Source organism: Haloarcula halophila (genome assembly GCF_029278565.1).
GTDB lineage: Archaea > Halobacteriota > Halobacteria > Halobacteriales > Haloarculaceae > Haloarcula > Haloarcula halophila.
This window is the reverse complement of sequence record NZ_CP119560.1, coordinates 337,229-363,513: the sequence shown is the minus strand read 5'-3', so window position 1 is coordinate 363,513 and position 26,285 is coordinate 337,229. Positions and strand designations below refer to the sequence as shown.

Genomic DNA, 26,285 nt, shown 5'->3' with positions numbered 1-26,285 from the left:
AGTCGCGGTGGCAGAAATAAATAGTTTTTGTATGGCCCGACGGCAGCGGATTTGCGGTTCGGAACGTGTACTGGGGGCACTCGATATCGGCCGTGATCGTGGCCGGTAGGCAGCCCACGGGGGTCGTCCGAGGGAATCAACACCCATAGCTACCGATACGCACCACTGATCGGTGTCTGGCTGGACTGGAGTTACGCTCGGCCTTCGTGGTACCGCCAGGCGTCCGAGGTCCACCCGCCATCGGCGTGGAGCACCTCTCCAGTGACGAACGTGTCGTCCCGGGCGAGGAATGACACGCAGTTGGCCATCTCCTCGATCGACCCGTAGCGGGCCATCGGGGTCCGTCGTTTGATATCCGTGTCGGTATATCCCGCGGATTCCTGCGTCTCGTCCGTAATGTCCGTATAGATGAACCCCGGTGCGAGCGCGTTCACCGAGATGTCGTGTTCGGCCCACTCGACGGCGAGTGTCCGTGTGAGGTTGATGGCACCGCCTTTGGCCGAACAGTACGGTGAGCGCAGTGCGAATCCCATGCCGCCCATCATCGAGGCCACGTTGACGATTGCGCCGCCATCGCTGTCGATCATTTCTTTGGCGGCGAGTTGCGAACAGATGAACGTTCCCGTGAGGTCCACGTCAACGACCCGACGCCACGTCTCTATGTCGAACTCCTCCGCTGGATCGGTCTCGACGATCCCGGCGTTGTTTACCAGAACGTCGAGCGAGCCGAACTCTTCGACAGTGGCTTCGACCATCGCGGCCACCTCGTCGTAGTTCGAGACGTCCGCCTGCACAGCGACGGCCTCCCCGCCGTCGGCTTCGATCTCGGACACGACTTCTTCCGCTAGATCCGCCGCCGAGCGGTAGTTGACGACGACAGACGCACCTTCGTCGGCAAACTTCTGTGCGATTCCCCGCCCGATTCCGCGGGATGCACCGGTGACAATCGCAGTTTCGCCTTGGAAAGACTGACTCATACATAGGAGCGTTGTCCGAACTCCTATTTTTATTTTTCCCTGTGTGCCCCAACGGTCGACTCATCGTGCGTCTCGAAACGGGTACCGGGAGACGAGTGGGCCAGTTAGAAGCTATAGAGTGATTTCGGGCGGTCGTACGACAGGTGATGCCCCAACTGTGTCGCGTGTTCTGTCGGTATCTGCCCCCGTTCGACCATCTCGCCGAGCGTGTTGGCCAGCACCCGTCGAAACATCTCGAACCGGGAGCTAAACGACATGAGTTTTCGTGAGTCACTGACCATTCCGGCGTGGTTTGCCAGCAGGTCGACGCTCCCGACCTGGCGTAACTGTTCCTCGATCCCGTGTGGGCTGTCGTTGAACCACCACGCGGGACCGACGCTGACGTTGGGAAAGGCCCGCGTGAGCGTCGTGATCGAGGGATAGTGTGTCGGATCGACCGTATAGAGGACGATCTCCATCTCGTCGTCGAACCGGTTCAGGAAGTACCGGAGGTTCTCGGTCAGTTCGATCGTCTGTGTTGAGACGTCTCCGCCGGCGTCGGCACCGACGGTCTCCGCGAGCGAGTCTCGGTAATCGCGGACCGGTCCGATGTGTAGTTGCGTGACCCAGTCTTTCTCGGCGTTGAGTTTCCCGACCGCTTCGATGAGAAACGCCTGCAGGTCCCGCAGTTCCGTCTCGGTGAGGTTGTGCCCGTCGTGTGCCCGCCGGTAGACAGTCCGTGCCCGTTGTCTGCTAACTGGACGGGACACCGGTTCGGTCAGACTGAGATCGCTCGCCCGGCATCCGTGATCGTGGAAGTAATCGTGCGTTTCGGCCAGGGCGTCGAGGAATCCCGAGAGCGTCGACGTATCTGTTCCCGTCGATGCGGCCAGTTCCTCGACAAACTCGCCCCAGGCGGCGTCCTCGACGTGAACAGCTCTATCGATGCGCCAGGTCGGACACACATCGATCCCGTCCACCTCCGTCGCCGCTCGTTCGTGTGCTTCGAGATCCGAGGTGGGATCGTCCGTCGTACACAGCACTTCGACATCCATCTCCTCGAGGAGTCGCTGTGGTCGCATCGACGGGTCGTCGAGCTGTTGTTTCGTTTCCGTCCAGATCTCCTCAGCGGTGTCCGCCGAGATCGGTTTCTCGATACCGAACTGTCGGCGCAGGTCGAGGTGAATCCACTCGTAGGTGGGGTTTCCGGCGAGTTCAGGGAAGATCTCCGCCAGGGCGAGCCACTTTTCCTTGTTGGAGGCGTCTCCGGTGATCTTTCGTTCCGGGACGCCACGCTTTCGCATCATCGACCAGACGTAGTGATCTGTACTACCTTCGACTTCCCAGATGTCCGTCCATCCCTCGTCGACTACGATTTCCTCCAGGTCAGCGTGGCTGTGAGGATCAACGATCGGGAGATCACGAATACTGTCGTATATTTCCACCGCAACGTCTGAATCGAGGAGGTAGTGGTCATCGATGAATCCCATGTATCGGCGTGGCAATCACTCACGTAAAAATGTATCGAGAGCTGGCTCGTGAGTCCGGTTCTCGGCTATCGAATCAATGAATAGAGGCATTTATGCGGCTGATTACGGCGGGTATATCGTGTGGAGGTATGTGGTACCAATTAACATTCGCAGGGTGTGGAAGATATTTATCCACTTCGGGCTCCGTAAATTAGTGCATCGTAGACGGGTATTCTCTATGAGAGAATATCCCTGCTTACGGCTACATACCAAGCGTGGAAAGGGGGCAAAGAACAGGATGTGTCCCATATTATAACAGGTGTACGTTTATGATCCGAAGGTCGGTGGCTCTTTTTCGTGGTGGCTCAGTTCGCGATCTCCCCTCACAAACCGGGGTAAGAGTACGGTAGCTCCGGGTAGAGTGGAGATTCGAGCCTAACGAACCATCTTCCCAAACGCCTGGTCACAGTGATGGAGCGAACAATAGCGCTGCTACCGACGACCGGCAGGTGTCCGGGAGCAATCCCAGGTTCCGGACATTTGTCTAACATATGTACACCTATTATTTTATCCGCTCTACGAACGGTTTTCAGATAACAATGAAGAATATTCACATCTACTTCTCAGTTGAGTACGACGAATTCAGCAGTTCTCGGGCCTATATCCAGGGATTCGACAATAGTGAACAAGAACTAAGTGTCTGTGCCATCTATTTTGATCTATGCCGACAAACACACCACGAAAAATCGGGGCGGTCCACAAGACCTGTAGGATACTCGAAATCCTTCAGGAGCGGGACGAGGCGGGTATCACCGAGATAGCTGAGGCGATGGACTTCTCGAAGAGTGCAGTCCACGGCCACCTCGCCACGCTAGAAGACGAGGGATTCGTCGTCAAGGACGGACACCAGTATCATCTCAGTCTCCGGTTTCTCGATATTGCCGAATCGGTGAAGGGACGGGTGGCGAAGCGTGAGATCGTCCGTGAACAGGTCCGCATGCTCGCGGAACAGACCGGGGAGGTCGTCCACTTCGGTTCCGAAGAGAACGGCCGCGTCGTCTATCTCTCCAAGTCGAAAGGGGACGCCGCCGTCGAAACCGCTTCGCAGGTTGGAAAGCGGATGCCGATGCACTCGACATCACTCGGGAAGGCGATCCTCGCGGAACTGCCCCAGGAGACGGTAGAGAATATCCTCGAGCGACACGAGATGACCGAGCGGACGGAAGCGACGATCACCGAGCCGGATGCGTTGTTCGACGAACTCGAAACCACCCGGGAACGTGGCTACTCGATCGATGACGAGGAGAACCTCCCAGGTGTCCGCTGTATCGGGATGGCAGTGACCGACCCCGATGCCGGAGTGTTCGGTGCGCTCAGTGTGTCAGGCCCCTCACAGCGGATGACCGACGACCGGATCGAAAACAAACTCTCGGAGATGGTGGCACAGGCAGCCAACGTCATCGAAGTGAATTCGATGTACTCGTAGGGTGTCGCAGGCCCCCAGTGATCACGTGCGATGGTTCGTCCGGACAGAAACTCTCGGTACGTCGGAGCGGTTCGTGACGACCATCAGGACAGCGTGGGTCAGAATCGGTCTCCAACTACCAGTATGAGTCGGCCGCTATCCGCTCGATCTTGGAGGTAGGTTTAAATACCGGCAATGACATGTTATGGACAATGCCATTACAATTCGACACGGTCAAACAACGCCTCCGAGGTGTCTCCGTCGGTCTTCTAACCCCATTCGACGGGGATGGGGAGATAACGCACTGGAAAATCGAGGAAAACGCACAGGAACATTACAGGAAGGGAATCAGGACGTATCTGACTGCGGCGAACATCAGCGAGTTCCACTCACTGTCCCAGCAGGAGCGGGTCGGCGTAACCGAGACCAGCGTCAACGCATTACCGTCCGATGCCTGTGTTCTCGCGGGTGTCGGCGGAAGCACGGAATGTGCGCAAGATCTGATCCGACAGTACGATCGGATCGGCGTCGACGCGATGATGGTCATGCCGCCGGACCACACCTATCTGCACGAACAGGGTGTGCTCGAATATTATCGCAAACTGGCGGCCGTGACGGAGACGCCGCTGGTCCCGTACGTCCGGGGGTTCGATCCCACGGTCGAGTTCTTACTCGACCTATCGCGGATGGAGAGCGTCGCAGGCATCAAATACGCACTCGATGACCCAGTCAAACTCGGCGCTGCGACGACCAGGGGTCCGGACGACGTGGTCTGGGTTGATGGGCTGGCTGAGCCGTACGCTGTCTCCTACTGGGCGGAAGGCGTCGAAGGGTTCTCCGCGGGAGTGAGCAACTTCCGTCCCGAGGTGGGATTAGCCCTGTTCGACGCACTTTCCGACGAGAACTGGAGCCGAGCCCGGGAACTCAGAGATATCTGTCTCCCATACCAGCAGTTCAGGGACGAGCCGGGGCAGGACAATGCAATCCCGGGTGCGGTCAGCGTCCCGGCGGTAAAGCAGGGACTCGAACTCGCGGGGATGTACGGTGGCACAGTCCGTGAGCCGATCTGTCCCCTCACCGAGTCAGAGCTAGAGCAGGCAGAAACCCTCTACAACCGACTCGACGACGACATCAGCCAACTGATCGAGTGAGGGGTCGGAGCACAAGAATATATAACACTCCCACCGAACCACAGTAATATATGAAAGAACTCACGGCGGACGGTTCGGGAACGCCGGCGTTACGGACCGGACTCCGGACCAGAACGCTTTCGGACGAACGGCTGGAGTTCTGCCGTCAGATCGGTGTCGAAGATATCTTCCTCGATCACCGGGACCCCCGCGGGGATGTCTTCGCCGACGAGGGAAGTCACGACGAGGAGACGATCACCATCGACGAGGGCGTTGTCCCGTCAGTCTCGGATCTCGTCGCGGCCCGGAACCGAGCCGAAGACGCCGGACTGCGGCTGATGGGCATCCAGTCGCTCAGCTACAACGTCTACGGGAAGATCATGCTGGGGGTGGATGGGCAGGACCGGCAGTTAGAGACGATCAAGCAACTCGTTCGCAACGTTGGAGAGGCAGATATCCCGATCCTCGGCTATCAGTGGAATCCACGTGGGGTCGTCCCGATGCGGACGTCCCAAACAGTGCAGCTCCGGGGTGGAGCACGTGGCCGTGGATTCGATATCGACGATATCGACGAGCCGTACGAACGGGCTCCGGAAGTCGAACGCGAATACGAGGAGGCAGAACTCTGGGACAATTACGAGCGGTTCCTCGAAGCGGTTCTTCCCGTTGCCGAAGAAGCCGGTGTCACGCTGGCACTCCATCCGGCGGATCCGCCCACGGTTGAACAGTTGGGTGGGATTCCGCGGTTGTTCCGGAACGTCGAAGCGTTCGAGCGAGCGATGACCGCAGTTCCGAGCGATAACCACGGTCTCAAGCTCTGTCTGGGTTGCTTCTCGGAAATGCCGGGGACGGATGTCACCGAGGTCATCGAACGGTTCGGCGAAGAGGATGACATCGTCTTCGTACACTTCCGCGATGTCATCGGTACCTGGCCGAGTTTCACGGAGACGTTTGTCGACGACGACCGGAGCAACTTCGATGCGCTGACCGCCATCGGGGCGCTGCAAGACGTCGGGTTCGACGGCGTCATGGTCCCCGACCACGTCCCGACGATCACCGGAGATACGGAGTGGGGACACCGATCTCGTGCGCACGCTGTAGCCTACCTCAACGGACTGCTCGAATGCTCCCGGCGCTCTCCCTGAGACCGATGTTCCCCTCGTGGAAAGCGGCACCGTAAACGGACGGCGATAAACACTAACTGGATATGACACGACAAACGTCCACCCCGTCATGAACGTTCTTGTTACTGGTGCCTACGGACGCTGTGGCACCGCGATCATCGATCATCTCGATGGGCGGTCCGATTACGAGTTTACCTACTTGAACCGGTCCGATCGGGCGTCGGACCACCGGTACGGGCAGTTCGACACCCACGTTGCCGATATCACGGAGTACGAGGCGATTCGTCCTGCGTTCGACGGACAGGATGCCGTCGTCCACCTTGCTGCTTACCCATATATCGACGGGGACTGGGCCGATGTTTTCGAACCGAACGTCGTCGGGATGTACAACGTACTCGAAGCAGCCCGCGATGCGGGTGTAGAGTCGTTCGTGTTCGGGTCGACCAATCACGTCCAAGGGATGTACGAGGAGACGCTCGCACCGGAGCTATACCGTCCGGATTTTCCGTTGAAGATCGACCAGAACGATCCTGTTCGGCCGGATTCGTTCTATGCGGCGACGAAGTCGTTCGGCGAGGATCTCGGTCGCTATTACAGTGAGTCGGTCGGCACGCCAGCGCGGTTCTACGCGCTCAGAATCTGTACGGTACTGCCATACACGCACGATACCCCGTACGGTCAGGCAGAACAACGGGTCGCAGATGGTGATCTGACCCGAGACAGTCAGGAATACCGGCGGTTGGTCACACGGACGAAGGCGATGTGGCACTCCCGGCGTGATTTCGCACACCTCGTCGACTGCTGTCTGCAGGACGACGATGTCTCCTATGGCATCTTCAACGGAGTGAGCGACAACGACCGGCGATGGTTCTCGATCCGTCACGCGCGTCGACGGCTCGGATACCAGCCGATGGATAACGGTGAAGCGTACGATCACCCAGGGAACAACCACTAGTAGCCATCGGGGATCGGTGCGCACCCGAACACACCGTTTGCGATCGGTGTCGAAATCGCCCCAATTGGGACGGGGACGAACTATCGTCCGGGTCCGGGTACCTCGGATAGCGAACACAGCGTTTCCTATCGAAATCCGGATGCCAAACCTCGGATAGAAAAATACGTTAGTGGAGTTCGATAGACAATATTTCGTACTCGATATGGGTGGTTAAAGGACATATTTCGAGATGGGGGGGGAGAAGAGTATTCGAGCCGGGAAGACCGATTTTGTACGTTCAGACCGAGAAACCACTCATCTCGTTGTCGCTACCGACCACTACATCGAACCGAAAACCAGGAGTTCGACCCTCAATAGGTAGTCGAGGATGGATTTAGTCAGGTCTTGATGGATATTTGCTAGCGAAAGTTCCGATATAGGCGTGCGTTGGCGAAAACTTCCATACATTGCAAACGAATCGAAGGATATTTCATGACTATATGGAACTATCTAGCGTAGTGCGAGTGAGAGCTGAAATCTGGGGAGGTGAGTGTGGGATAGTCATCGCGAAACGACACCCCCCACGGAGCTACCCTGGGCGCCGTCATATCAGACGAAGAGGGTCGAGCGGTTGAGCGATGGGAGTTAGTACGGCGGGACTGCTGGAAGACGGCGCCCACTGGGATGGTTTCAGACTAACCGACAAAACCGCTGCTATGAGGGGACTATACCGATCCGGAGTCCTCCCCAGTGCAGAGGAGACCCAAGGAAATTGATAGGGTACTGCTCAGGAGGAGCACGAGGTGCCACGACGACCCCGCAGTATCTCGTTCGTCTGATCGACACACATCGGCTGTCGCTGTTCGAACGACTTCGGGAGTGAGCCGTGGACCTCGTCAACGGATGGATTCATATCCCAGTAACACCCTCAAAATGCAGTGTAAAACCTTTCGAGTGTTTTGTGTCGGTTTCGGATTGGTCTCACCCATCCGTAAAAAGTGGTAAAACCACCGGGTGAATAGTAAAGCGATCCGAATCCACACTGACGGTCTGTGTTTTATATGGGGTTGCCAGTGCATGGCTGAAGTACGCGATCCAGTCATGTCCACCGCCGATCCCTCCATCCCACGACTGCCCGCCGGGGCATCGAACCTGCAAGCACTCCTAGCGACGGTCGTCGAGACGCTACTATCCGTCTTCCGGGGTCTCGCGTTCTGGGCGACCATCCCGCTCCCTCTGGTCATTGCGGGGACGCTCGCGACAAACGTCGTCGCGACTCGGCCGCTTCTGGTCGGTAGCCTGGTCGTCCTGAACGTCGTCTGTGCCGCTCTCGGTCACAGCCACTCCCCGAGCGTATGAGCATCCACAAGCCCTCCGTTCCGGACATCCAGCCACACCACTCGAAGAGCACGTTGTTCTGCCGGTCGTGCGAACACGCGAGTCCCATCGATGGCGACTGGATCGCGGACGACTCGGTCCATCGTGAGCGGCGTCTCTGTCCCCGCTGTAGCGCCGTCGTCGTCGATCAACCTGCCACCTGATCCGACGGTACGGTGCTTTCCTTCGGATAGCAGTCCGCTGATCGCGACCTTCTGCGTTCCACGAAAGCGCCTGGAGTAGCCCTCTTCCACGAATTCTGAATGGGATTCGGAACTGGCCAAAAGTCCAGACAAACCATCCCAGCAGGTCGAAGAGAACCCCGATACTTCAACACGTTCCCAAGGAGCGGATACAGTTGAGTGACAGAAACCGTCGCTTCTCGTTCAGCCCGAGCCAGTGGATTCCAACGACCGTCAGCGACCTTCGATCGACGATCCACCGTGGAATCCTCCGCGGACGCGGCTACTTCGAGCGGTGCGACGATACGACCAGTACGAGCCACGGGAGAAAGCCAGGTTGTCGAAACCCGGCAAGCCGGAGTGCCTCTGACAGAGCACAGCAATGCTGCATCCTTACTACCGCTCGGACGATCATAAGAAGGGCAGTTACACCGATGTCAGTGGGATCAAACACCGACATTCCGATCGTCGTGAGGGATGAGCGACTGCTGACAAACGGGCGGGTCCCGTCAGGGTGGTACCCCCTCCCGACCACGCCCGGGGACCGCTGCCCAGTCCGTCGGCGACGGATGATACATGACGTGAGAACTGTTTTGTGACTGTTCGTCGTAGCCGCCGCTAGTGACATGTACGATTCGATCCTGCTCCCGGTCGACGGCAGCGAACACGGGGCCAAGGTCGTCCATCACGCGGCCGAACTCGCGCAGTGGACGGAGGCAACGATACAGGTGGTGTCCGTCGCCGATACGACTCGGGACAGCGTTACCGTTGTCGACGGCAACGTCGTTGACGCACTGGAACGGGAGGGAGAGACCATCGTCGCGGATATCGCGACGACCCTCGAAACGCTCGGTGTCGAGCACGGAACCGATGTCGTTCAGGGCAGTCCAGCCCCGACAATCGTCGACTACGCCGAGCGATACGACTACGACCTGATCGTCCTGCCGACCCACGGCCGGACCGGCATCTCACGCTATCTGCTCGGGAGTGTCACGGAGAAAGTCGTCCGTTTGTCCGATATCCCCGTCCTGACTGCTCGAATGCACTCCGATGAGCAATTGCAGTTCCCATACGAGACGATTCTCATCCCGACCGACGGAAGTCCTGCGTCGACCGCTGCCGCCAAGCATGGTCTCGCTCTCGCGGCGACGCTCGATGCGACAGTACATACCCTCTCTGTCGTGGATGATACGTCGCTGGGTCCTGACGTTCGCTCTGCGATCCCGACAGATGACCGCGAACGTCTGGCGACTGAGGCTGTCGAAAACGTGGACGCAGACGCTACTGAGTACGATCTTTCGAACGTCCACACGCACGTTGAACACGGGTCGCCTGCGGAGGTACTCAGAGAGCATATCGAAACGAACGACATTCACGCCGTCGTGATGGGGTCCAGCGGCCGCCGTGGCGTCGATCGAATCTTGCTTGGGAGTGTCGCCGAAAAGACGGTCCGAACAGCGCCAGTTCCGGTCATCACCGTCCACGAACAGTCGTAGTCGACTGCCTTGGCGTGGCAGCACACGGATCTGTAGTCGGGAAATTCGTTCTCAGGAGTGTGGATTCGCCACCAGCTCTCGCAGCACCAACCGCCGAGGAACCGCTAGTAACCGACCTTATCGTCGTACTTCACGACCCACAACAGTTAATAGTATAAATCTCTTGTCACACTATCGTGAATGACTGGAGCGATCGGTTAGAATCCGGCTCAGAGATTCTGCGCCGGCAGGCAGTTCGAATTCCACTCCCAGATGTGGAGGCAGAACGGGACTTCCATCGAAACATGATGCGGATTGCGGCCGCCGGCGACCGAAAGAGCGAGTTGCTCGACGACCCGGACGTTCCGTTGACGGAAGTCTACGAGGCCGAACTGGATGAAATGCGACAGAGTTTCGAGCATCGCCTGCAGCAAGTCGCTGGTGAGGATTACTACGATATCGCGACCGCGTATCTCGACGGGGAACGTGACGACTGGATCGGGGCACTCGCAGCGTATTACCTGGAGTGTTACTATCGGTTACAGGAACGATATACGGTCGACGAGCAGATCTTCTTCTTGGTGATCCTCCGATACCCGGAGTGTTTCACTGTGAACCTCAGTTTCCTCACCGGTACTTTCAGCTCCGACGCAGTGAGATACGAGTCCTCCAAGCACGTCGATGCCGATCTCGACGAGCAAGAGCGGGAACAGCTCCACGGCGACTGCCAGTACACACAGCACCGGGCTGCGCAATACCTTCGGGAGAACGTCGATTGCATTCGAGACGCTGTCCCGGACCCGGATACGACCCCGTTCGAACAGCGTCGATACGGTGGGTTCGTACATATTACGGGGAGAAACGGGTCGATGTTTCACGAGATTCTGGAGTCCCTCTCGCCGGATCCGGACCGGTTCGACGAGACACCATCGACACCTGGCCTCGTTCCGGAGGGACCAGCGGCCAAGCGAGCCAAGCAGGAGTTCCTGACCGATACCGAGGTCCTGATCTGAGCGTGGGCGCTCTGTATCGACAGGCTCTGTGATCTCCCGCCGAAGTATTTCGGCTGGCCTAAAATTCGGAACTGTATTGTATATTTAGGCTGGCCTAATAATATGGCAGACGATTACGGCGGTCAGGAGGCCCCGACGCGGCGAGACTACATGAAGTACGGCGGCGCAGTCATCGGCGGCGGCCTGCTCGCGGGCTGTACGGGCGATAGCGGGTCTGACGGTGACAGCGGGCCGACGGACGCCGGGACGGCGACAGACGCTGATACCGGCTACTCGGTGACGATGGAGCCGATGGGAACCGTCGAGTTCGAAGAGCCGCCGGAGACGTGGCTCGCGTTTCTCAGCACGTACGGTGATATGGGTATCGCCCTGGGGAAAGCCGATGGTCTCCGTGGATTGTGGAATCCAGAAACGATGCCGGCGACGTTCTACGACGCTCTGCCGGGCGTGGATGTCCCGTTTGCGGACATCACACCGATCGCAGTGAACGGCGAGTTCGACAAGGAGGTCTTCTACGAGTTGGACTGCGACGTTCATCTGACCGATCCCAACTGGCTCCGTCTCCTCTCCGACGATTGGAACGAGGACGACGCCGATGAGATCGCCACCCAGGTCGGCCCGTTTCTCGGGAACTACATCCGGCGACGTGGGGACGCCTGGCACGACTACCGGTACTACTCGCTGTACGAGGCCTTCGAGATCGTCGCGGACGCCTTCGACGAGCGAGAGCGGTACGAAGCGTTCGCCACGGTCCACGACGAGATGCAGACGACCATCGAGGAGAGGCTGCCGCCGTCGGAGGATCGACCGACTGTCGGATTAGTGTCGGTTAACTCCGACTTCGAAGCAGGATCGTTCTCCGTCTATACGGTGCAAAACTGGAACAATCACAAGCAGTACCAGGATTTGGGGATGCGCGGGGCGTTTGATGACCACATCGAAGGAAACGGGGACTGGGATTATGAGCAACTGCTGGAAGTCGATCCCGACGCGATCGTGTTCCAGTACGGCTTCTCGCACGTCCCGACCGAGGAGTTCGAGTCCCGAAAGGAGACGATGCGTACGGATCCGGTCGGCAGTCAGCTAGCAGCGGTCCAGAACGACCGCCTGTATCGCGGTGGCAGCGCTTATCAGGGACCGGTCGTCAACCTCTTCCAGACGGAGGCGGCGGCACGGCAGTTCTACCCCGAGGCATTCGGCGAGTGGAACGGAGTAGAGACGCTTCGTGAAGGCTCGCTCACGCTGTTTGACCGCCAGCGCGTCGCGGACATCATCAACGGCGACATCTGAGCCGTAACACCGTCTGTGGCGAGTCGACCGGCAGGAACCCTGTTAGGACGTCGCGGTCGGCGTGGCGATCCTCGGCTCGAAGCTGTGGTCACCGGACGCTACTGGCCGCCACCGGTGGCTATCTGTTGATGGAACTGCTCGGCTGCCTCGATAGTGGACTCAGTTTGCGCCTGTAGTCGGTCGTGATCTGTTCGGTGTGGCGGCACGTCTCGTTGGCGAGGGCTGTCGAGTTGGGTTCCAGTACTGCTTCGTCTGCCGACGGCGGGTCGGCTCTATTCGCATCGCTGTTAGTCTCTTCCCGAACCACGCCGTCGGTTACAATGATGTTTCCGTTCCCATCCACAGAGTCACGTCGTTCCCGCGACAAATTCTGCCTCACTTGAACCAGCTAGTTGGTTCGATTAAAAATAGTTCTCTGCTGAAAACCACATCTGATGGTTTTAGCCACGTTCGTGCCTTCACAGAGCGTACCGGTGCGACAGGAACCGCCGACGGTGCGTGACAGTACCGGGGTGACTCAGCGGGTCTCGTCTCGCTCGATAACCACGGAATCCTCCGCACTGTTCGTGTCTATTTGTTCGACGGTCTCTGCGAGCTCTTCGATAGCGGCCTCGATATCCGAAACGAGTCGGGACTGTGTTTCGTTCGCTTCGTCAACCGTCTCGATCTCTTCGGAGACCCGCTTGGCTCGGTCGGTGGCCGAATCGATGATACTCGCCACTTCTTCGGTCCGAACCGCTTGGTCGTCCGTGGCCTCGACGATGTCTTCCATCCCGGTCGACGTGTCGTTCACGACCTCGACGATCTGTTCCTGGTTGTCGACCAGCGTACGGATCGCGCTAGTGCTATCGTGGATCTCTGTCGTCACCGATTCAATGCTTTCGATGGTTTCGTCGGCCTCCTGGCGCGTTTGGCGGATGATTTCTTCGATGCGTTCTGATTCGGACTGGACCTCCTCGGCGAGCGACTTCACTTCGTTGGCAACGACGGTGAATCCGCTCCCGGACTCGCCGGCGCGTGCCGCTTCGATATTCGCGTTCAGCGCGAGAATGTTCGTCTGATCGGCGATGTCGTTGATGACCTCGACGATGTCGTCGATCTCGGCCACCTGTTCGGCGAGCGTATGCGTCCGCTCGGCCACGTCGTCGCTGCTCTCGGCGACGTCTTCCATCCGGCCGATGACGTCCGTCCCGGATTCAGTGCTCTCGATAGCGAGCTGTTCGGCTTTCTGTGCCCGTTCGTTGATCTCCTTTGCCGAGGCTGCTATCTCCTCGACCGTCGCCGAGAGTGAACCGACCTCGCTCGACACCTCCTCCATGTTGTCGACCTGCTCGCCGGCGAGCGAGTCAGCAGTGTCAATGGCATCCTGGACGCGATCGGTCGTCTCCACAGCCTCGTTCGCGAGTGTCGCAACTTCGTTGGACACCTGCGACTGCGCGTCGGTGATCGTCTGTTGTTGCGTAACGAGCCCAGTAACGTCCGATGTCGTCTCGAACCCGCCGATAACTTCACCCTCTGGGTTTCTGAGCGGAACACCGCTCGAACGGACCCATCGCTGACCGTCCATCGTGGGGATCTGTCGGTAGTTCGCTTCGCGTCGGCTTTTCCCTTCACGGGCGACGGTCTGTGCGAAGGTTTCGTCGTCGGCCGATATCGGGAAGGCCTCGTGGGTCTTCTTTCCGAGAACGGTCTCCTTGTCGAATCCCAATCCGGATTCGGCTTCCGAGTTGAAATACGCCACCGTATCGGTATCGTCGACGACGAACCCGGTCTGGGGAAACTCTTCGATCACCTGTTCGAACAGTCCCCGCCAGTAGTCCCTCTCGTATCGGAGACGTTCCAGTTCGTCTGTCGTCTCCGGTTCGGGCTGGATGTTCCCGGCGGACGCGTACTCGGACCCACTCTGTGCGTCTTTCACACTGGCACCTCCGTCCGGACGTGGCTCAGTCGAGTCGCCTTCCCCGTTGCTCTCGTCACTCGGTTCTGTCATTACCCTCACTGTCGGTGAGAGGGTATTAAGCGACACTCTTCGAGAATCACAGATGATACTTGAAACCGCCGATAATGTTTAAAAATTGAACTTCCACGTCCGAAAGTAAGCTCGCTGTCACGTAGCCTCTCTCGCTCGCTATTTCATCCGTTCGAGATGCTATTTGATAAGATCACTGTCGGTGTTCCGTATTCCAGTTGTTCGGAGTCCATACTCTCCTGACGGCGTCCTACGGATATTCAAACAGCAATGAGTCTCGGCTGCGACGGAAGTTCAGGGACACAAAGCGAACCGATCGGCATGACAGAACGCCCGGAGAGTCGTTCGAGGGCTGTTCTCTGGCAGTCCAGGTCCGTCTCAGGTCGGCCTTACTTCTCGGCGACTTGCCTGCTCCAGTCCTCCCGCCAGGTGTCGAGGTTTTCCGCGAGTGCGTCGTAGCCGAACTGGATGGGTTGCTCTGGCTCGTGTGCGTACTGTGCGAACTCCTCGGGCAGTGAAGCGTTCGAGACGGTCGGTAGACCGACGTTCTTGACGGCGACTTCCTGTTGGACGGCCGGATCGAGCATGAACGAGGTGAACGTATCGACGAGTTCGCCCCGATCGGTCGCCGCGAACTTCGCCGTCCCGTCGACGTACGCGTACCCTTGGTCGTTGGGGAAGGCGATTTGGTGACGGCTCATGTCTTGGTTCTCGGCCGAGGCATACACCTGGTCCGTCGAGTAGGAGACGACCATCGGCTTCTCTTCCTCAGAGTAAGCAGCGTAGGCGTCGCCCCACGAACCCAGGATGGTGACGCCGTTGTCCATGAGGTCGGCCCAGTAGTCGAGATAGCTGTCCGCGCCGATGGTGTTGATCGTCCACAGCAGGAAGAGGAGGCCGGTCGTCGTGCTCTGTGGGTTCGCGAGCAACAGCGTGTCGGCGTACTCCTCGGTGGTCAACGCTTCGAGGGTCTCCGGGGGTGAGACCACGCCCTCGTCGTAGACGAGGCTGACGTAGGACGCCCCGGTCGGGATGACGCGGTTCTGGGGATCGAACTCGTAAGCGTCGACGACGTTGTCGCTGTTCTCGACGGCACCGGTGTCGTAGGAGGTAAACAGAGGGTCGTCGAGTTCCTGGTCGGCGTTGACCAGGTCCGGTGGGGTCACGCCAATGAAGGCGTCAGCACCCAGATCAGCGCCCTGTTGCTGGCGCTGGAAGAAATGCTGGAGGCCGCCGTCGGGGACGACCCACTCCAGCGTGAGGTCGTGGCGGGACTCGAACTCCTCTTTCACCCAGTCGCCGGCGCTCGTACTCGGCGCGTCGATGAAGGAGTTGTACGTCCCGATCCGCACGGTGTCGTACGACGGGGACGAGGACCCCCCCATACAGCCGGCAGTCCCGAGCGCAGCAGCGCCCCCGACGGCCTTGAGGAACGAACGGCGCCGTGTCATCGCTGACTCCGTGCCGGCCGGCCCAGGTGTGTCTCGACCCGATCGACCTTCTCCTCGACGTCCAGACGCTCCTCCCGGAAGTGGTCGATCTTGAGATCGGTGATCGTCCGCGAGGCGTCGACGGCCTCCGTGGCGGCCTGTGCCGCGTCGAACACCTCGCTCAGTTCGTCCGCCTGGATCGTCGTCTCCATCGGATTCGTCTCGTACTCGACGTCGAACGCCTCCAACGCGTCGATCGCCTTCGCGATCTCGGCGTCGAACTCCGCGTCCGCGTCGTCCAGCGGCGCAACAGATAACATCGCAGTGACGGTCATCACTGGATTCTAGGGACACTTAGTGATATAAGTCGGTGGTTCAGGGAACGGACAGCCCTGCGACAGGAGTCGCGTCGTGCCATCGAGACGCAGGAAACTTGTCCCAGTCACACCCAGAGCGAACCGATGACCGACCGGGGAAAGATCGATAGCCGGGTGTTCGCGGAGGTGATCGCCCCGAAGTTAGGGGCACAGAGAGAGGACGTGGCGCTGGGACCGCGACACGGCGTCGACTTCGGCGTCCTCTCGATCGGGGACCAGGCCGTCGCGCTCGCGACCGATCCGATCTCGATCCTGCCGGCGCTGGGGTTCGAGCGCTCGGGTCGGATCGCCCTCGATATCGTCCTCACCGACGTAGCCGTCTCGGGGCTTGCGCCGACACACTTCGCGATCACGCTGACGCTCCCGACCGGGATGACCGACACGCAACTCGCAGCCACCTGGGACGGGATTCACGAACACGCGCGCGATCTCGGAGTCAGTATCGTCGGCGGCCACACGGCCAGATACGAGGGCGTCGACTACTCCTGGGTCGGCGGCGGGACGGCGCTGGGCGTCGGCAGCCACGACGACCTCGTCCGGCCTGACGGCGCCGACCCTGGCGACGACATCGTGATGACGACCGGGCCGGGCACGGAAGTCGCTGGCCTGTTTGCGACCCTGTTCCCGTCAGCGCTTGGCCTCCCGGCCGAGACGGTCGCGACGGCGCAGGAGCGCGTCGAGGACATCCTCGCCGTCAGCGATGCGCTCACCGTCGTCGACGCTTGCGACCCGACGGCGCTGCACGACGCCACGGAGGGCGGCGTGGTCGGTGGCCTCACAGAGATGGCGACGGGCGCAAACGTCGTCTTCGACGTCGAGCGATCCGCTGCCCCCGTTCGCCCGGGTGTCGAGGAAGTCTGTCGGGCTGTCGATCTCGACCCCTGGTACATCTCGAGTGCGGGGACACTCCTGGTGACTGCACCGCCGGTGGAGGCCCGGCGAGCAGTCGATGCGCTGGAAACGACCGGGACACCGGCAGCCGTCGTCGGAACGGTCCACGAAACCACCGGGGATGACTCCGGTCTCGTCCTCGACGGTACCCGTGTGGAGCCACCGGCTTCGGACCCGGCCTGGAACGTGATGGCGGAACTCTCGGAGCGGTGACCGGCGAACAGGCTACACGATGGCCCTGACCCGGGCCGAGAAGCTTATTCGAGGTCGAAGCGGTCCAGCGTCATCACCTTGTGCCAGGCGTCAACGAAGTCCTGGACGAACTTCTCCTCGGCGTCGTCGGCGCCGTAGACCTCGGCGACCGACCGCAGCCGGGAGTTCGACCCGAAGATCAGGTCCAGACGGGTGGCTTCCCACTCCATCTCGCCCGTCTCGCGGTCGTACCCCTCGAACAGCTCACGGGCCTCCGAGACTGGCTCCCACTCGATGTCCATCGTGAGCAGGTTCGTGAAGAAGTCGTTAGTCAGCTTCCCGGGCTGGTCGGTGAGGACACCCAGATCCGTGTCCTGGTGGGTCGCACCGAGTGCTCGCATGCCGCCGACAAGCACCGTCATCTCGGCGGCGGTGAGATTCAGCAGCTCCGCCTTGTCGACGAGTAGATCCTCGGCTCGTTTGTCGACGTCGTCGCCGAGGTAGTTCCGGAACCCGTCGACCTTCGGCTTGAGCGCCTCGAAGGACTCCTCGTCGGTCTGTTCGGCCGTGGCGTCGACGCGGCCGGGTTCGAACGGCACCTCGATGTCGTAGCCGGCTTCGGCCGCCGCCTGCTCGACGGCAGCGTTCCCGCCCAGCACGATCAGGTCGGCCAGCGAGACCTTCGTCCCGTCCGAGCGGGAGTCGTTGAACTCCGCCTGGATTTCCTCGTAGGTCTCCAGCACCGTTTCGAGCTGTTCGGGCTCGTTCACGTCCCAGCTCCGCTGTGGTTCGAGCCGGACGCGGGCACCGTTGGCCCCGCCGCGCTTGTCGCTGTCGCGGTACGTCGAGGCCGACGCCCAGGCAGTTTTGACGAGCTGTGAGGTCGAGAGGCCGGCGTCCAGGATCTCGGCTTTGAGGTCCTCGACGGCGGCGGCATCGATGGTAGCGTAGTCGGCGTCCGGCAGGGGGTCCTGCCAGATCATCTCCTCGTCGGGGACTTCCGGACCGAGGAACCGTTCCGGCGGTCCCATATCGCGGTGAGTCAGCTTGTACCAGGCTCTCGCGAAGTTGATCCCGAACTCCATCATGTTGTCCTGGAACTCCTCCAGAATCTCGCGGTAATCGGGGTCACGCTTCAGCGCGATGTCGGTCGTGAGCATCATCGGCGTAACCTCCTCGTCGGGATCGTGGGCGTCCGGCGCTTTGCCGATGTCGTCGTCGACCGGCGTCCACTGCCAGGCACCGCCGGGACCCTTCTGGGCCGCCCACTCGTATTCGAGCAGGTTGTCGATGTATCCCATGTCCCAGTCGATCGGCGAACTGGTCCAGGGGCCTTCGATACCGCTCGTGATCATCGCGCCCTCTTTCGCGCCGTCCTGTTCCCAGCCGAGACCCTGTTGTTCGATGGGGGCGGCCTCGGGTTCGGGACCCATGTTCTCTTCGGGGTCGTCCGCACCGTGGACCTTCCCGAAGGTGTGGCCGCCGGCGATGAGTGCAGCCGTCTCCTTGTCGTTCATCGCCATGCGGGAGAACGTCTGGCGGATGTTCTTCGCGGACAGCTCGGGGTCGGGGTTGCCGTCGGGACCCTCCGGGTTCACGTAGATCAGCCCCATCACGGACGCGCCGAGCCCTTCCTGGATCTCACCGGCCTCGTCGAAGCGCTCGTTGGCTTCCCACTCGTCTTCGGGACCCCAGTCGACGGCCTCGTCGGGCTTGTAGGCGTCCTCGCGGCCGCCCGCGAAGCCGACCGTCTTGGCACCCATCGATTCGATGGCGACGTTCCCCGCCAGGATGATCAGGTCGGCCCAGGAGAGCTTGCTGCCGTACTTCTGTTTGACCGGCCAGAGCAGCCGCCGGGCCTTGTCGAGGTTCGCGTTGTCGGGCCAACTGTTGAGCGGCGGGAGCCGTTGCATCCCCTCTGCCGCGCCGCCGCGGCCGTCGCTGGTCCGGTAAGTCCCGGCGCTGTGCCAGGCCATCCGGATGAACAGCGGTCCGTAGTGATCGTAGTCGGCCGGCCACCAGTCCTGCGAGGTCGTCATCACGTCTTCGATATCCGCTTTGACCGCTTCGAGATCGAGTTTCTGGAACTCCTCCGCGTAATCGAACTCCTCACCCTTCGGGTCGACCTGCTCCGCGTTCCGGTCGAGAATATCGACGTTCAACTGGTTTGGCCACCAGTCACGATTTGTCTTACTCATCGACCAGTAATTTGTCCCTTTGCCAGTTAAGCTTGTCCAAGTCGGAGACGAATTCTTGGTACTAGACAAAGTAAAGTTGTGTATCGAGCGAACCGTCGGCGGTGCTACCGCCCGGATTCGGGTGGGTGTGGTGGTAGTTCGACCAATACGGCACTGGTCGTTTTCGGGCTCGAAACGACTCCGCGAGAGACGAACAGCCACCTGTGGTGAGAAGCCGATCGTACGGCTGTGCCGACAGATTGCGGTTAGTCGTCGATGCCCTCGGTGATGATGCGAGCGAGGCGGTCGCGATCGAACAGTTCGTCCTCGGGGAACTGTTCGGGGAAGTATCCCTTCGCGTACCGCTCGATCATGAACAGGTTGTGCAGCGGGCCGCTGTAGATCGGCCCGCCGCGGAACACGCGGTCGTTCCGGACGGCCGTCAGTTGGCTCCCGATCTCGTGGTCTTCCAAGTGCGAGACGACCGCGTCCTCGAACGCCTCCCGTGTCAGCCCCGTCTCGTGGTACCGGACCAGCAACGAGTCCGGGTCGACCTCCAACAGCGCCTCGTAGTCGATGGTTCCCGTGTCGCTGGTCGACAGCCCGTCAATGTCCGTTCCGGCGAACGCGTCCGAGAGTCCCAGCGTGTGGAAGTGCTCCTTGTTCGCGCCGTTGCCGGACAGGCGGTACGGGGAGAACTCCTCGGGTGCCTTCCCGCCGAACACGAGCGCGGCGTTGGGGCGGTCGTTCGGGGCGGGCAACCGGGACTGGACCGTCGCGACGAGGTCCGCGTGCAGGGACTGGATCGCCTCGAACCGTTCCCGTTCCTGGAAGATTTCGGCGACCTTCTCGAAGGCCTCGTACAGCGAGTAGTACCGGTAGTCGTGCCAGGCGTCCGTCCGCCGGAAGATGACGTTCCCCAGGAACGGCGCGACGTTCCCGCGGATCTCCGCGAGGTCCTGCTGGTCCCAGGCCTGGAACCAGTCGGTCAGTGCGTTCGGATCGATCAGATGGAGGTCCGCGTCGATCTCGTAGAACGGCTCCTTCGAGATCCCGTCGTTCCACAACTGCGTGAGGTCGTCGAGGTCGATCGAGACGCCCGGCAGTTGTTCGTAGTGGATAGTCTTGTACCGACCCCGATACCAGATCGACTCGACTGTGTCTGCCTGACCCAGCGCGACCAGCATGTCGATGTAGTCAGCCGTGAACGGGGCGACGGTCTCGGGAACCGACTCGAACTCGACGGTCCCGACCGGCTCCATCGTCACCGAGTAGCTCTGCTGTCCGGTCGCCGTTCCGTCGGTTGCCGTTCCGTCGGCCGCTGTCCCGCCGGTTGGGGTCGACTCCGAGCCACCACCCGAACAGCCCGCGAACAGGCCGATACTGACGGTCGCGCTGCCGTACTTGAGATACTCACGCCGCGTCGCTTGTCTTTCGCGATTGTCTTCTACCGGCATGTTTTTAGGTCAACCTAAAAATAGTAAAACCCTCCGGTCTCGCGGTGCGTTCGGGCCGATGCTGTGAGTGCGCCAGGATCGAAAATCCCGTTTTGCGAGGCTGCTGGTGGGATCTCGGCCGCCAGACTGGTATCAGTCCGCGTGACTGTCTGCCTGGTCGCCCTCGTGGCGCGCACGGAGTGGTTCGATCCGTGGTCCGCGGGGCGTCTGCTCGACCTCGGCGTCGATCTCGAAGACGTCCGCGAGCAGTTCCTCGGTCACGACCTCGTCGGGTCTTCCCCTGGCCTGGATCTCGCCGTCGCCGATGGCGACCATCTCGTCGGCGAGCCGTGCTGCCTGCTCGATGTCGTGTAACACGACGACGATGGTGATGTCGCTCTCCTCACGAAGCGTCTCGATGATCTCCATGACCTCCAGCTGGTGATGGAGATCGAGAAACGTCGTCGGCTCGTCGAGCAGGAGCACGTCGGTGTCCTGGGCCAGCACCATCGCGATCCACGCCAGCTGTTTCTGGCCGCCGCTCAACTGCCCGACCTCGCGGTCGCGCAAGTGGCCACAGCCGGCTAGTTCGATCGCCCGGTCGACCGCCTGCTCGTCGTCCTCGGTGGTACCCTCGAAGAACCCCCGGTGGGGATACCGGCCGTGATAGACGAGATCCTCGACGGTGATGCCGTCTGGTGAGGTACTCTCCTGTGAGAGCAGCCCCAGCGTCCGTGCGAACTCCTTCTTGTCGAACGACTGGACAGCCCGGCCGTCGACACGGACGGTCCCGGAGTCGGGCGAGAGCTGGTCGGCCAACCCCTTCAGGAGCGTGCTCTTTCCCGACCCGTTCGGCCCCACCAGCGCCGTCACCTTGCCGGCCGTGGCCGAAATGTATTCGCCGTCGATCACCGGCTCGTCGCCGGTCGGGTACGAGAGGACGAGCTCCTCTCCCTCGACGATCCCGCTGTCGGCGGTGCTCTCGTTGTTTCGTGCTGTCTTCGAACCACCCGATTCCGTTTCGTTCGGTCGTGGATGTTCCAGTGTCATCAGATCTCACCCATCTGTTGTTGCTTGCGCATCAGGTAGAGGAAGTACGGCCCGCCGACCAGTCCCGTCACGATCCCGACGGGGATCTGGACGGGGCTCAACGCTAGCCGGGCACCGACGTCGGCTCCGACCATCAGCGCGGGGCCGGCGAACACACAGCCGACGACGAGTTTTCGGTAGTCGCTGCCGACGATGTTGCGGACCATGTGCGGGACGATCAGACCGACGAAGCCGACGATGCCGGCGACGGCGATGCTGGCCGCGGCCGCCAGGACGGCGACCCCGGAGAGGGCAAACCGGACCTTCTCGACGTCCATCCCCAGCGACTCCGCCGTGCTCTCCCCGAGCAACAGGACGTTCAGCTGTCTGGAGCTGAGCAGCGCCAGCACCATCGCGACGGCAGTCCAGGGGAGGGCCATCCGGACCTGTTCCCAGTCCGTACCCGTCAGCGAGCCTGTCGTCCAGGCGATCGCCGACTGGACGACGCCGATGTCGTCGGCGAAAAAGAAGAAGGCCGTCTGGAGGCTGCCGAAGACGGTGCCGACGATGACGCCAGCGAGGACCAACCGTACCGGACTCGTGCCGTTCTTCCAGGCGATCGCGTAGACGATCAGGAACGCGACCGCGCCGCCGACGGAGGCGATCAACGGCAGGAACGCGCTCAGGCCCGAGAAGACCACGAGCGTCAGGAGGATCATCAGTCCCGCACCGGAGGAGACCCCGAGGATGAACGGGCTGGCGAGTTCGTTCCGGGTCACTGCCTGGAAGATCGCTCCCGAGACCGCGAGGTTCATCCCGACGAGCATGCCGACGAACACGCGGGGCAACCGGATGTTCCAGACGATGAGGCTCCGTCTGTTCATCTCCGGTACCTCCCCGCCGAGGATGAACGCCTCCCAGGCGTTGGCGTTCAAGATCACGTTCGGGTTGAAGACGGCCTGCCAGGCCTCGACGATCGTCATCGAGAACGCGCCAAAGCTCACCTGGATCAGCCCGCCGACGACGACCACCGCGAGACTGCCGAGACAGAGACTGAACAAGCTCCCGTCGAGCCACCAGAACAGCCGTTCGCGCCAGCCATCCGCCTGCTCGGTCGGTGCTCCGGTCGCCATCTATCCGGTCACCCCCGTCTCGTCGAGATACGCCCGCAGTCGCTCGTCCCCGATCGCGCGGAGCACTCGCTCGGTATCGAGGTGGTCGACGAGGCGGTCGATCCCGCGATTCCGTCGTCGCTCGATCTCCTCGTCGGAGAGCCGTGTCTCGAACGCTTCGTCGATATACTGTTCCCGGAGATCGGTCAGACGCTCCTCGGGGAGTTCGGGGCCGTCGGGGATCTCGTCGTGGAACCACTCGCGCCAGCGGTCCCGGTCGCTCCACTCGCCAGTGAACTCCGCCTCGGGACGCATCCAGTCGTACCGTTCGGCGACGCTGTCCGGGTACCCCTGCTCCCGTCGGCGGTCGGCCAGCAGCGTCCGCGCGACGTGGGCGCCCTGGCCCGCGCTGATCACTGCCTGGTCGTTGCGGTCGCCGGCGGGAGCGGCGACGTACAACCCCTCGATCGGCGTGCGACCGTCCCGATCGGGGTAGTCGGGATCGAACCGCTGTTCGGTCTCGCCGTGGTGTTCCCGTTCGGTGAACATCTCGCCGTCGGCCAGGGGACGCAGGTACGACCCGTCGTACCAGGCCGCAGCGACGACGGCGGAGGTGTGTACCGTCCGATCGTCTTGTGTCTCGACGACGAACCCGCCGTCGGGCGCTCGTCTGACACGATCGACCGTGTCTTCGACGACAGTCCCACCTGCCGCAGTGACGTGGTCGGACAGCAGCGAACGGAACGTATCGACGCCGATGCCGCCGGGGAAGCCGGGGTAGTTCTCCAGGTACGCACACCGCGGGAGCGCGGCCGGTCCCCTGTCGAAGACCACCGTGTCCAGTCCGTCTCTCGCGGTGAAGACGGCCGCCGAACAGCCCGCCGGGCCACCACCGACGACGACCACGTCGCGGTCCCGGCCCGGTTCGTCCGTCGAAGCTGTGTCCTCGGTGCTCACGATCAGATCGCCCCCGTGACGATATCTCCAATCCGTTGACGGTCGAACAACCGCTCGCCACCGAACAGTTCCGGGTAGAGTCCCCTCGCGGCCGTTTCGAGCTGGAAGAGGTTGATGATCGGTCCCTGGTAGGTCATCCCGCCGTAGACGACCCGGCCGGTGTCGACGGCGGTCAGTTCGGACGCGATCGGGTGGTCCCGCATGTGGGCGGTGACGTTCTCGTCGACCCACTCCTGTGTGATCTCGCCCGAGAGCCTGATCGCGATGACGTCGGGATCGATCTCCAGTAGCGTCTCGAAGTCGATCTTGCCGCCGCCGGCCTGGGCGTCGGTGACGCCGGCGTCGGCAAGCGCGTCTGTGGCCTCCAGATCCCGCCAGTGTTTGGACTGTGTCCCGGCGCCGATCCGGTACGGCCAGAAGGCTTCCGGCGGGTCGCCCGCGGGGACCAACACCGCGACGTCGGGCCGCTCGGACGGGAGACGCTCTCCCACGTCGGAGACTACCTCGTCGTGGTACTGTTTGAACGCCTCGTACCGCGCCCGTTCCCCGAAGAGGTCTGCGACCTTCTCGAAGGCCTCGTACAGCGAGTAGTACCGGTAGTCGTGCCAGTCGTACACCCGGGTGAAGGTCGTGTTACCGAACCACGGCGCGACGTTCTGGTCGATCTCCTCGACGTCTCCCCGATCCCACTGGAGGCGGTTGACCATGAAGTTGGGATCGACGACGTGGACGTCCGCGTCGAGTTCGTAGAAGAGTTCCTTGTCGGTCCCGTCCTGCCACAGTTCCGTCAGTCCGCTCTTGTCGACCGAGACGCCTGGTATCTCCTCGTAGCGGTATGCGCCGAACCGGCGACGGACGCCGATCGCCGAGAGGCCGTCGGCCTGTCCGAGTGCGACCCCCATATCGGCGTAGTCGCCGGTGTACGGGACCCACGTTTCGGGGACTGACTCGAACGCCACAGATCCGACCGGCTCCATCGTCACCGTGTGCTGGCCATCTTCGGACACGGTCGCCGTTGGGGTCGGCGTCCTATCTGTCACGGCCGACTCCTGACTCGACCTCCCGCTACTCGAACAGCCCGCAAGTACCCCACTCCCGAGGACTGCACAACCGTCTCTCACGAACTCCCTCCGTGTCGGTTGGGGTGTCCCGCCGGAATTCTGTTCCATGCCTTTAGGCTAGCCTAATAAGTATAAAAACTCCTCGAAATTTAGGTCGACCAAACTGTCGGCTATCGCGGGGCTCCACACTGTGGACACATCGGTGGCCCGCAGTCGGGGAGTTCGAGTCCGCAGTGTGGACATTCCGTCTCGCTGTCGGGCGAATCGATCGTCTCGGCGATGTTGTCTGTCGCCGTTCGAACGCTATCCACGGTCCCGACGCCGTCCGGTGGAGAGGCGTCCTGACCGTCCTCTAGACTCTTTCGCAAGAACGCGACCCGCTCGGTCGAGAACGCCGGTGGGTCGTCGGGGGCCGGTTCGATCCCGGCGAGATCCGCGAGCGACTCCGATCCGTGGTCCGAGGCGGCGAGCAAAGCAAGTGCTTCGGCCGCGCGCCCGCGAACGTACGAGTTGTCGTCGTCCAGCCGATCCCGGAGCGCGTCCGTCGCGGCTGCCACCGCTTCCGGATGTTCACACCCGATGGTGACGACGGCTGTCCCGAGCTGATAGCGGACGAGTTCGCTGTCGTCAGCTAAGTGATCGGCCAGCGACTCGACGTGGTGTCGGAGCCGACCCGGATCGCCAAGTGTGACGTACGCGAGCGCCTTGGCCAGCTTCTCTTTGACCTCCGGCTCGTCGAAGGAGAGCCCGACGCGAAAGTCCGCCAGTATCTCGGGGTCTCCGACAACGTCCGGGTGATCGAGCGCGACGTAGCCCAGCGCCTCCACGCACCGTGCCCTGACGTAGTAGAACTCCCCGTCGTCGGCTACCCGCGACGCGAGCGTCCCGACGGCCGGGACGACGACGGCGGGGTCGGACCGCGCGAGCGCGACGAACAGTTTCGCGGTCGTCAGCCTGACCGCTCGGTCGCTGTCGGTCAGGAACCGGGCGAACGCTTCGGCCAGCCCGTCGAACAGGGAGGGTCGGTCCTCGGCGATGTTCCGGACGGCTCGAAGGGATCGCTTCCGGGTATCGGGGTCGGCTTCGGTCAGCCGGTCCAGCGACGCGATGGTCTCCTCGGGCGGCGCTTCGCCGAGTCGCTCGGACAGGCGGCCCGGAGCCGGCGGCTGGTCGGAGTCAGTCATCGGACTGTCGTGCGTGATCCGTTCCCGCACCAGGCGCTTCAATCCGGTGGTTCGA

The 26,285-nt window shown here is 61.5% G+C and carries 21 protein-coding genes and 1 pseudogene; 10 read left to right on the top strand and 12 right to left on the bottom strand.

What is annotated here, in order from left to right; genetic code table 11:
- Positions 1-191 precede the first annotated feature (191 nt).
- A complete protein-coding gene (locus tag P0204_RS17720) occupies positions 192-977 on the bottom strand; it encodes an SDR family NAD(P)-dependent oxidoreductase (RefSeq protein WP_276223487.1) in 786 nt (261 codons plus the stop codon).
- A 104-nt stretch (positions 978-1,081) separates the two neighbouring features.
- Entirely contained in the window at positions 1,082-2,446 is a 1,365-nt protein-coding gene (gene uxaC, locus P0204_RS17715; protein ID WP_276223486.1) for a glucuronate isomerase, read from the bottom strand.
- 700 nt (positions 2,447-3,146) lie between these two features.
- Between uxaC and P0204_RS17710 the strand changes: the two genes are divergently transcribed.
- The 9 genes from P0204_RS17710 to P0204_RS17670 all read left to right on the top strand — a co-directional run bounded on the left by P0204_RS17710 (position 3,147) and on the right by P0204_RS17670 (position 12,415).
- Positions 3,147-3,911, top strand: a complete 765-nt coding sequence (locus P0204_RS17710) for an IclR family transcriptional regulator (RefSeq protein WP_276223485.1) — start codon at positions 3,147-3,149, stop codon at positions 3,909-3,911.
- Positions 3,912-4,102: 191 nt separating this feature from the next.
- Positions 4,103-5,041 carry a dihydrodipicolinate synthase family protein gene (locus P0204_RS17705; RefSeq protein WP_276223484.1) on the top strand — a complete coding sequence of 313 codons (939 nt, stop codon included), beginning with the start codon at positions 4,103-4,105 and terminating at the stop codon, positions 5,039-5,041.
- 50 nt (positions 5,042-5,091) lie between these two features.
- Positions 5,092-6,165: a mannonate dehydratase gene (locus tag P0204_RS17700; protein ID WP_276223483.1), complete on the top strand. Its 1,074-nt coding sequence runs from the start codon at positions 5,092-5,094 to the stop codon at positions 6,163-6,165.
- Positions 6,166-6,253: 88 nt separating this feature from the next.
- Complete coding sequence (locus tag P0204_RS17695; protein WP_276223481.1) at positions 6,254-7,099, top strand: NAD-dependent epimerase/dehydratase family protein; 846 nt, start codon at positions 6,254-6,256, stop codon at positions 7,097-7,099.
- Positions 7,100-8,155: 1,056 nt separating this feature from the next.
- Positions 8,156-8,437 carry a DUF8028 family protein gene (locus P0204_RS17690; protein ID WP_276223479.1) on the top strand — a complete coding sequence of 94 codons (282 nt, stop codon included), beginning with the start codon at positions 8,156-8,158 and terminating at the stop codon, positions 8,435-8,437.
- Positions 8,434-8,619: a DUF8106 domain-containing protein gene (locus P0204_RS17685; protein WP_276223477.1), complete on the top strand. Its 186-nt coding sequence runs from the start codon at positions 8,434-8,436 to the stop codon at positions 8,617-8,619. Before P0204_RS17690 ends, P0204_RS17685 begins: the two co-directional genes overlap by 4 nt.
- Before the next feature lie 644 nt (positions 8,620-9,263).
- Entirely contained in the window at positions 9,264-10,133 is an 870-nt protein-coding gene (locus tag P0204_RS17680) for a universal stress protein (RefSeq protein WP_276223476.1), read from the top strand.
- Positions 10,134-10,309: 176 nt separating this feature from the next.
- A complete protein-coding gene (locus P0204_RS17675) occupies positions 10,310-11,125 on the top strand; it encodes a hypothetical protein (protein WP_336406471.1) in 816 nt (271 codons plus the stop codon).
- A 102-nt stretch (positions 11,126-11,227) separates the two neighbouring features.
- A complete protein-coding gene (locus P0204_RS17670) occupies positions 11,228-12,415 on the top strand; it encodes an ABC transporter substrate-binding protein (protein ID WP_276223472.1) in 1,188 nt (395 codons plus the stop codon).
- 517 nt (positions 12,416-12,932) lie between these two features.
- Here the strand turns inward: P0204_RS17670 and P0204_RS17665 are convergent.
- From P0204_RS17665 to P0204_RS17655, 3 genes are all read right to left on the bottom strand, one after another.
- On the bottom strand, positions 12,933-14,405 hold the full coding sequence (locus P0204_RS17665; RefSeq protein WP_276223470.1) for a methyl-accepting chemotaxis protein: 1,473 nt from the start codon (positions 14,403-14,405) through the stop codon (positions 12,933-12,935).
- 368 nt (positions 14,406-14,773) lie between these two features.
- A complete protein-coding gene (locus P0204_RS17660) occupies positions 14,774-15,835 on the bottom strand; it encodes a thiamine ABC transporter substrate-binding protein (protein ID WP_276223468.1) in 1,062 nt (353 codons plus the stop codon).
- Positions 15,832-16,149: a thiamine-binding protein gene (locus P0204_RS17655; protein WP_276223467.1), complete on the bottom strand. Its 318-nt coding sequence runs from the start codon at positions 16,147-16,149 to the stop codon at positions 15,832-15,834. The genes P0204_RS17660 and P0204_RS17655 overlap by 4 nt, the downstream gene beginning before the upstream one ends.
- 126 nt (positions 16,150-16,275) lie before the next feature.
- Here P0204_RS17655 and P0204_RS17650 point away from each other — a divergent pair, with 126 nt between their 5' ends.
- A complete protein-coding gene (locus P0204_RS17650) occupies positions 16,276-17,295 on the top strand; it encodes an AIR synthase family protein (RefSeq protein WP_276223465.1) in 1,020 nt (339 codons plus the stop codon).
- A 44-nt stretch (positions 17,296-17,339) separates the two neighbouring features.
- On the opposite strand, the gene katG is transcribed toward P0204_RS17650, so the two are convergent.
- The 7 genes and pseudogenes from katG to P0204_RS17615 form a co-directional block, all read right to left on the bottom strand.
- On the bottom strand, positions 17,340-19,472 hold the full coding sequence (gene katG, locus P0204_RS17645) for a catalase/peroxidase HPI (protein WP_276223463.1): 2,133 nt from the start codon (positions 19,470-19,472) through the stop codon (positions 17,340-17,342).
- A 245-nt stretch (positions 19,473-19,717) separates the two neighbouring features.
- Positions 19,718-20,908: an ABC transporter substrate-binding protein gene (locus tag P0204_RS17640; RefSeq protein WP_276223461.1), complete on the bottom strand. Its 1,191-nt coding sequence runs from the start codon at positions 20,906-20,908 to the stop codon at positions 19,718-19,720.
- A 132-nt stretch (positions 20,909-21,040) separates the two neighbouring features.
- Positions 21,041-21,748, bottom strand: a pseudogene (locus P0204_RS17635) (ABC transporter ATP-binding protein); the annotation flags it as partial.
- A gap of 188 nt (positions 21,749-21,936) precedes the next feature.
- Positions 21,937-23,049: a FecCD family ABC transporter permease gene (locus P0204_RS17630; RefSeq protein ID WP_276223457.1), complete on the bottom strand. Its 1,113-nt coding sequence runs from the start codon at positions 23,047-23,049 to the stop codon at positions 21,937-21,939.
- Entirely contained in the window at positions 23,050-23,985 is a 936-nt protein-coding gene (locus P0204_RS17625; RefSeq protein ID WP_276223456.1) for an FAD-dependent oxidoreductase, read from the bottom strand.
- A gap of 2 nt (positions 23,986-23,987) precedes the next feature.
- On the bottom strand, positions 23,988-25,154 hold the full coding sequence (locus P0204_RS17620) for an ABC transporter substrate-binding protein (RefSeq protein ID WP_276223455.1): 1,167 nt from the start codon (positions 25,152-25,154) through the stop codon (positions 23,988-23,990).
- Positions 25,155-25,216: 62 nt separating this feature from the next.
- The gene (locus P0204_RS17615; protein WP_276223453.1) at positions 25,217-26,230 is read right to left on the bottom strand and encodes a HEAT repeat domain-containing protein; all 1,014 of its coding nucleotides are present in this window, start codon (positions 26,228-26,230) and stop codon (positions 25,217-25,219) included.
- Positions 26,231-26,285 lie beyond the last annotated feature (55 nt).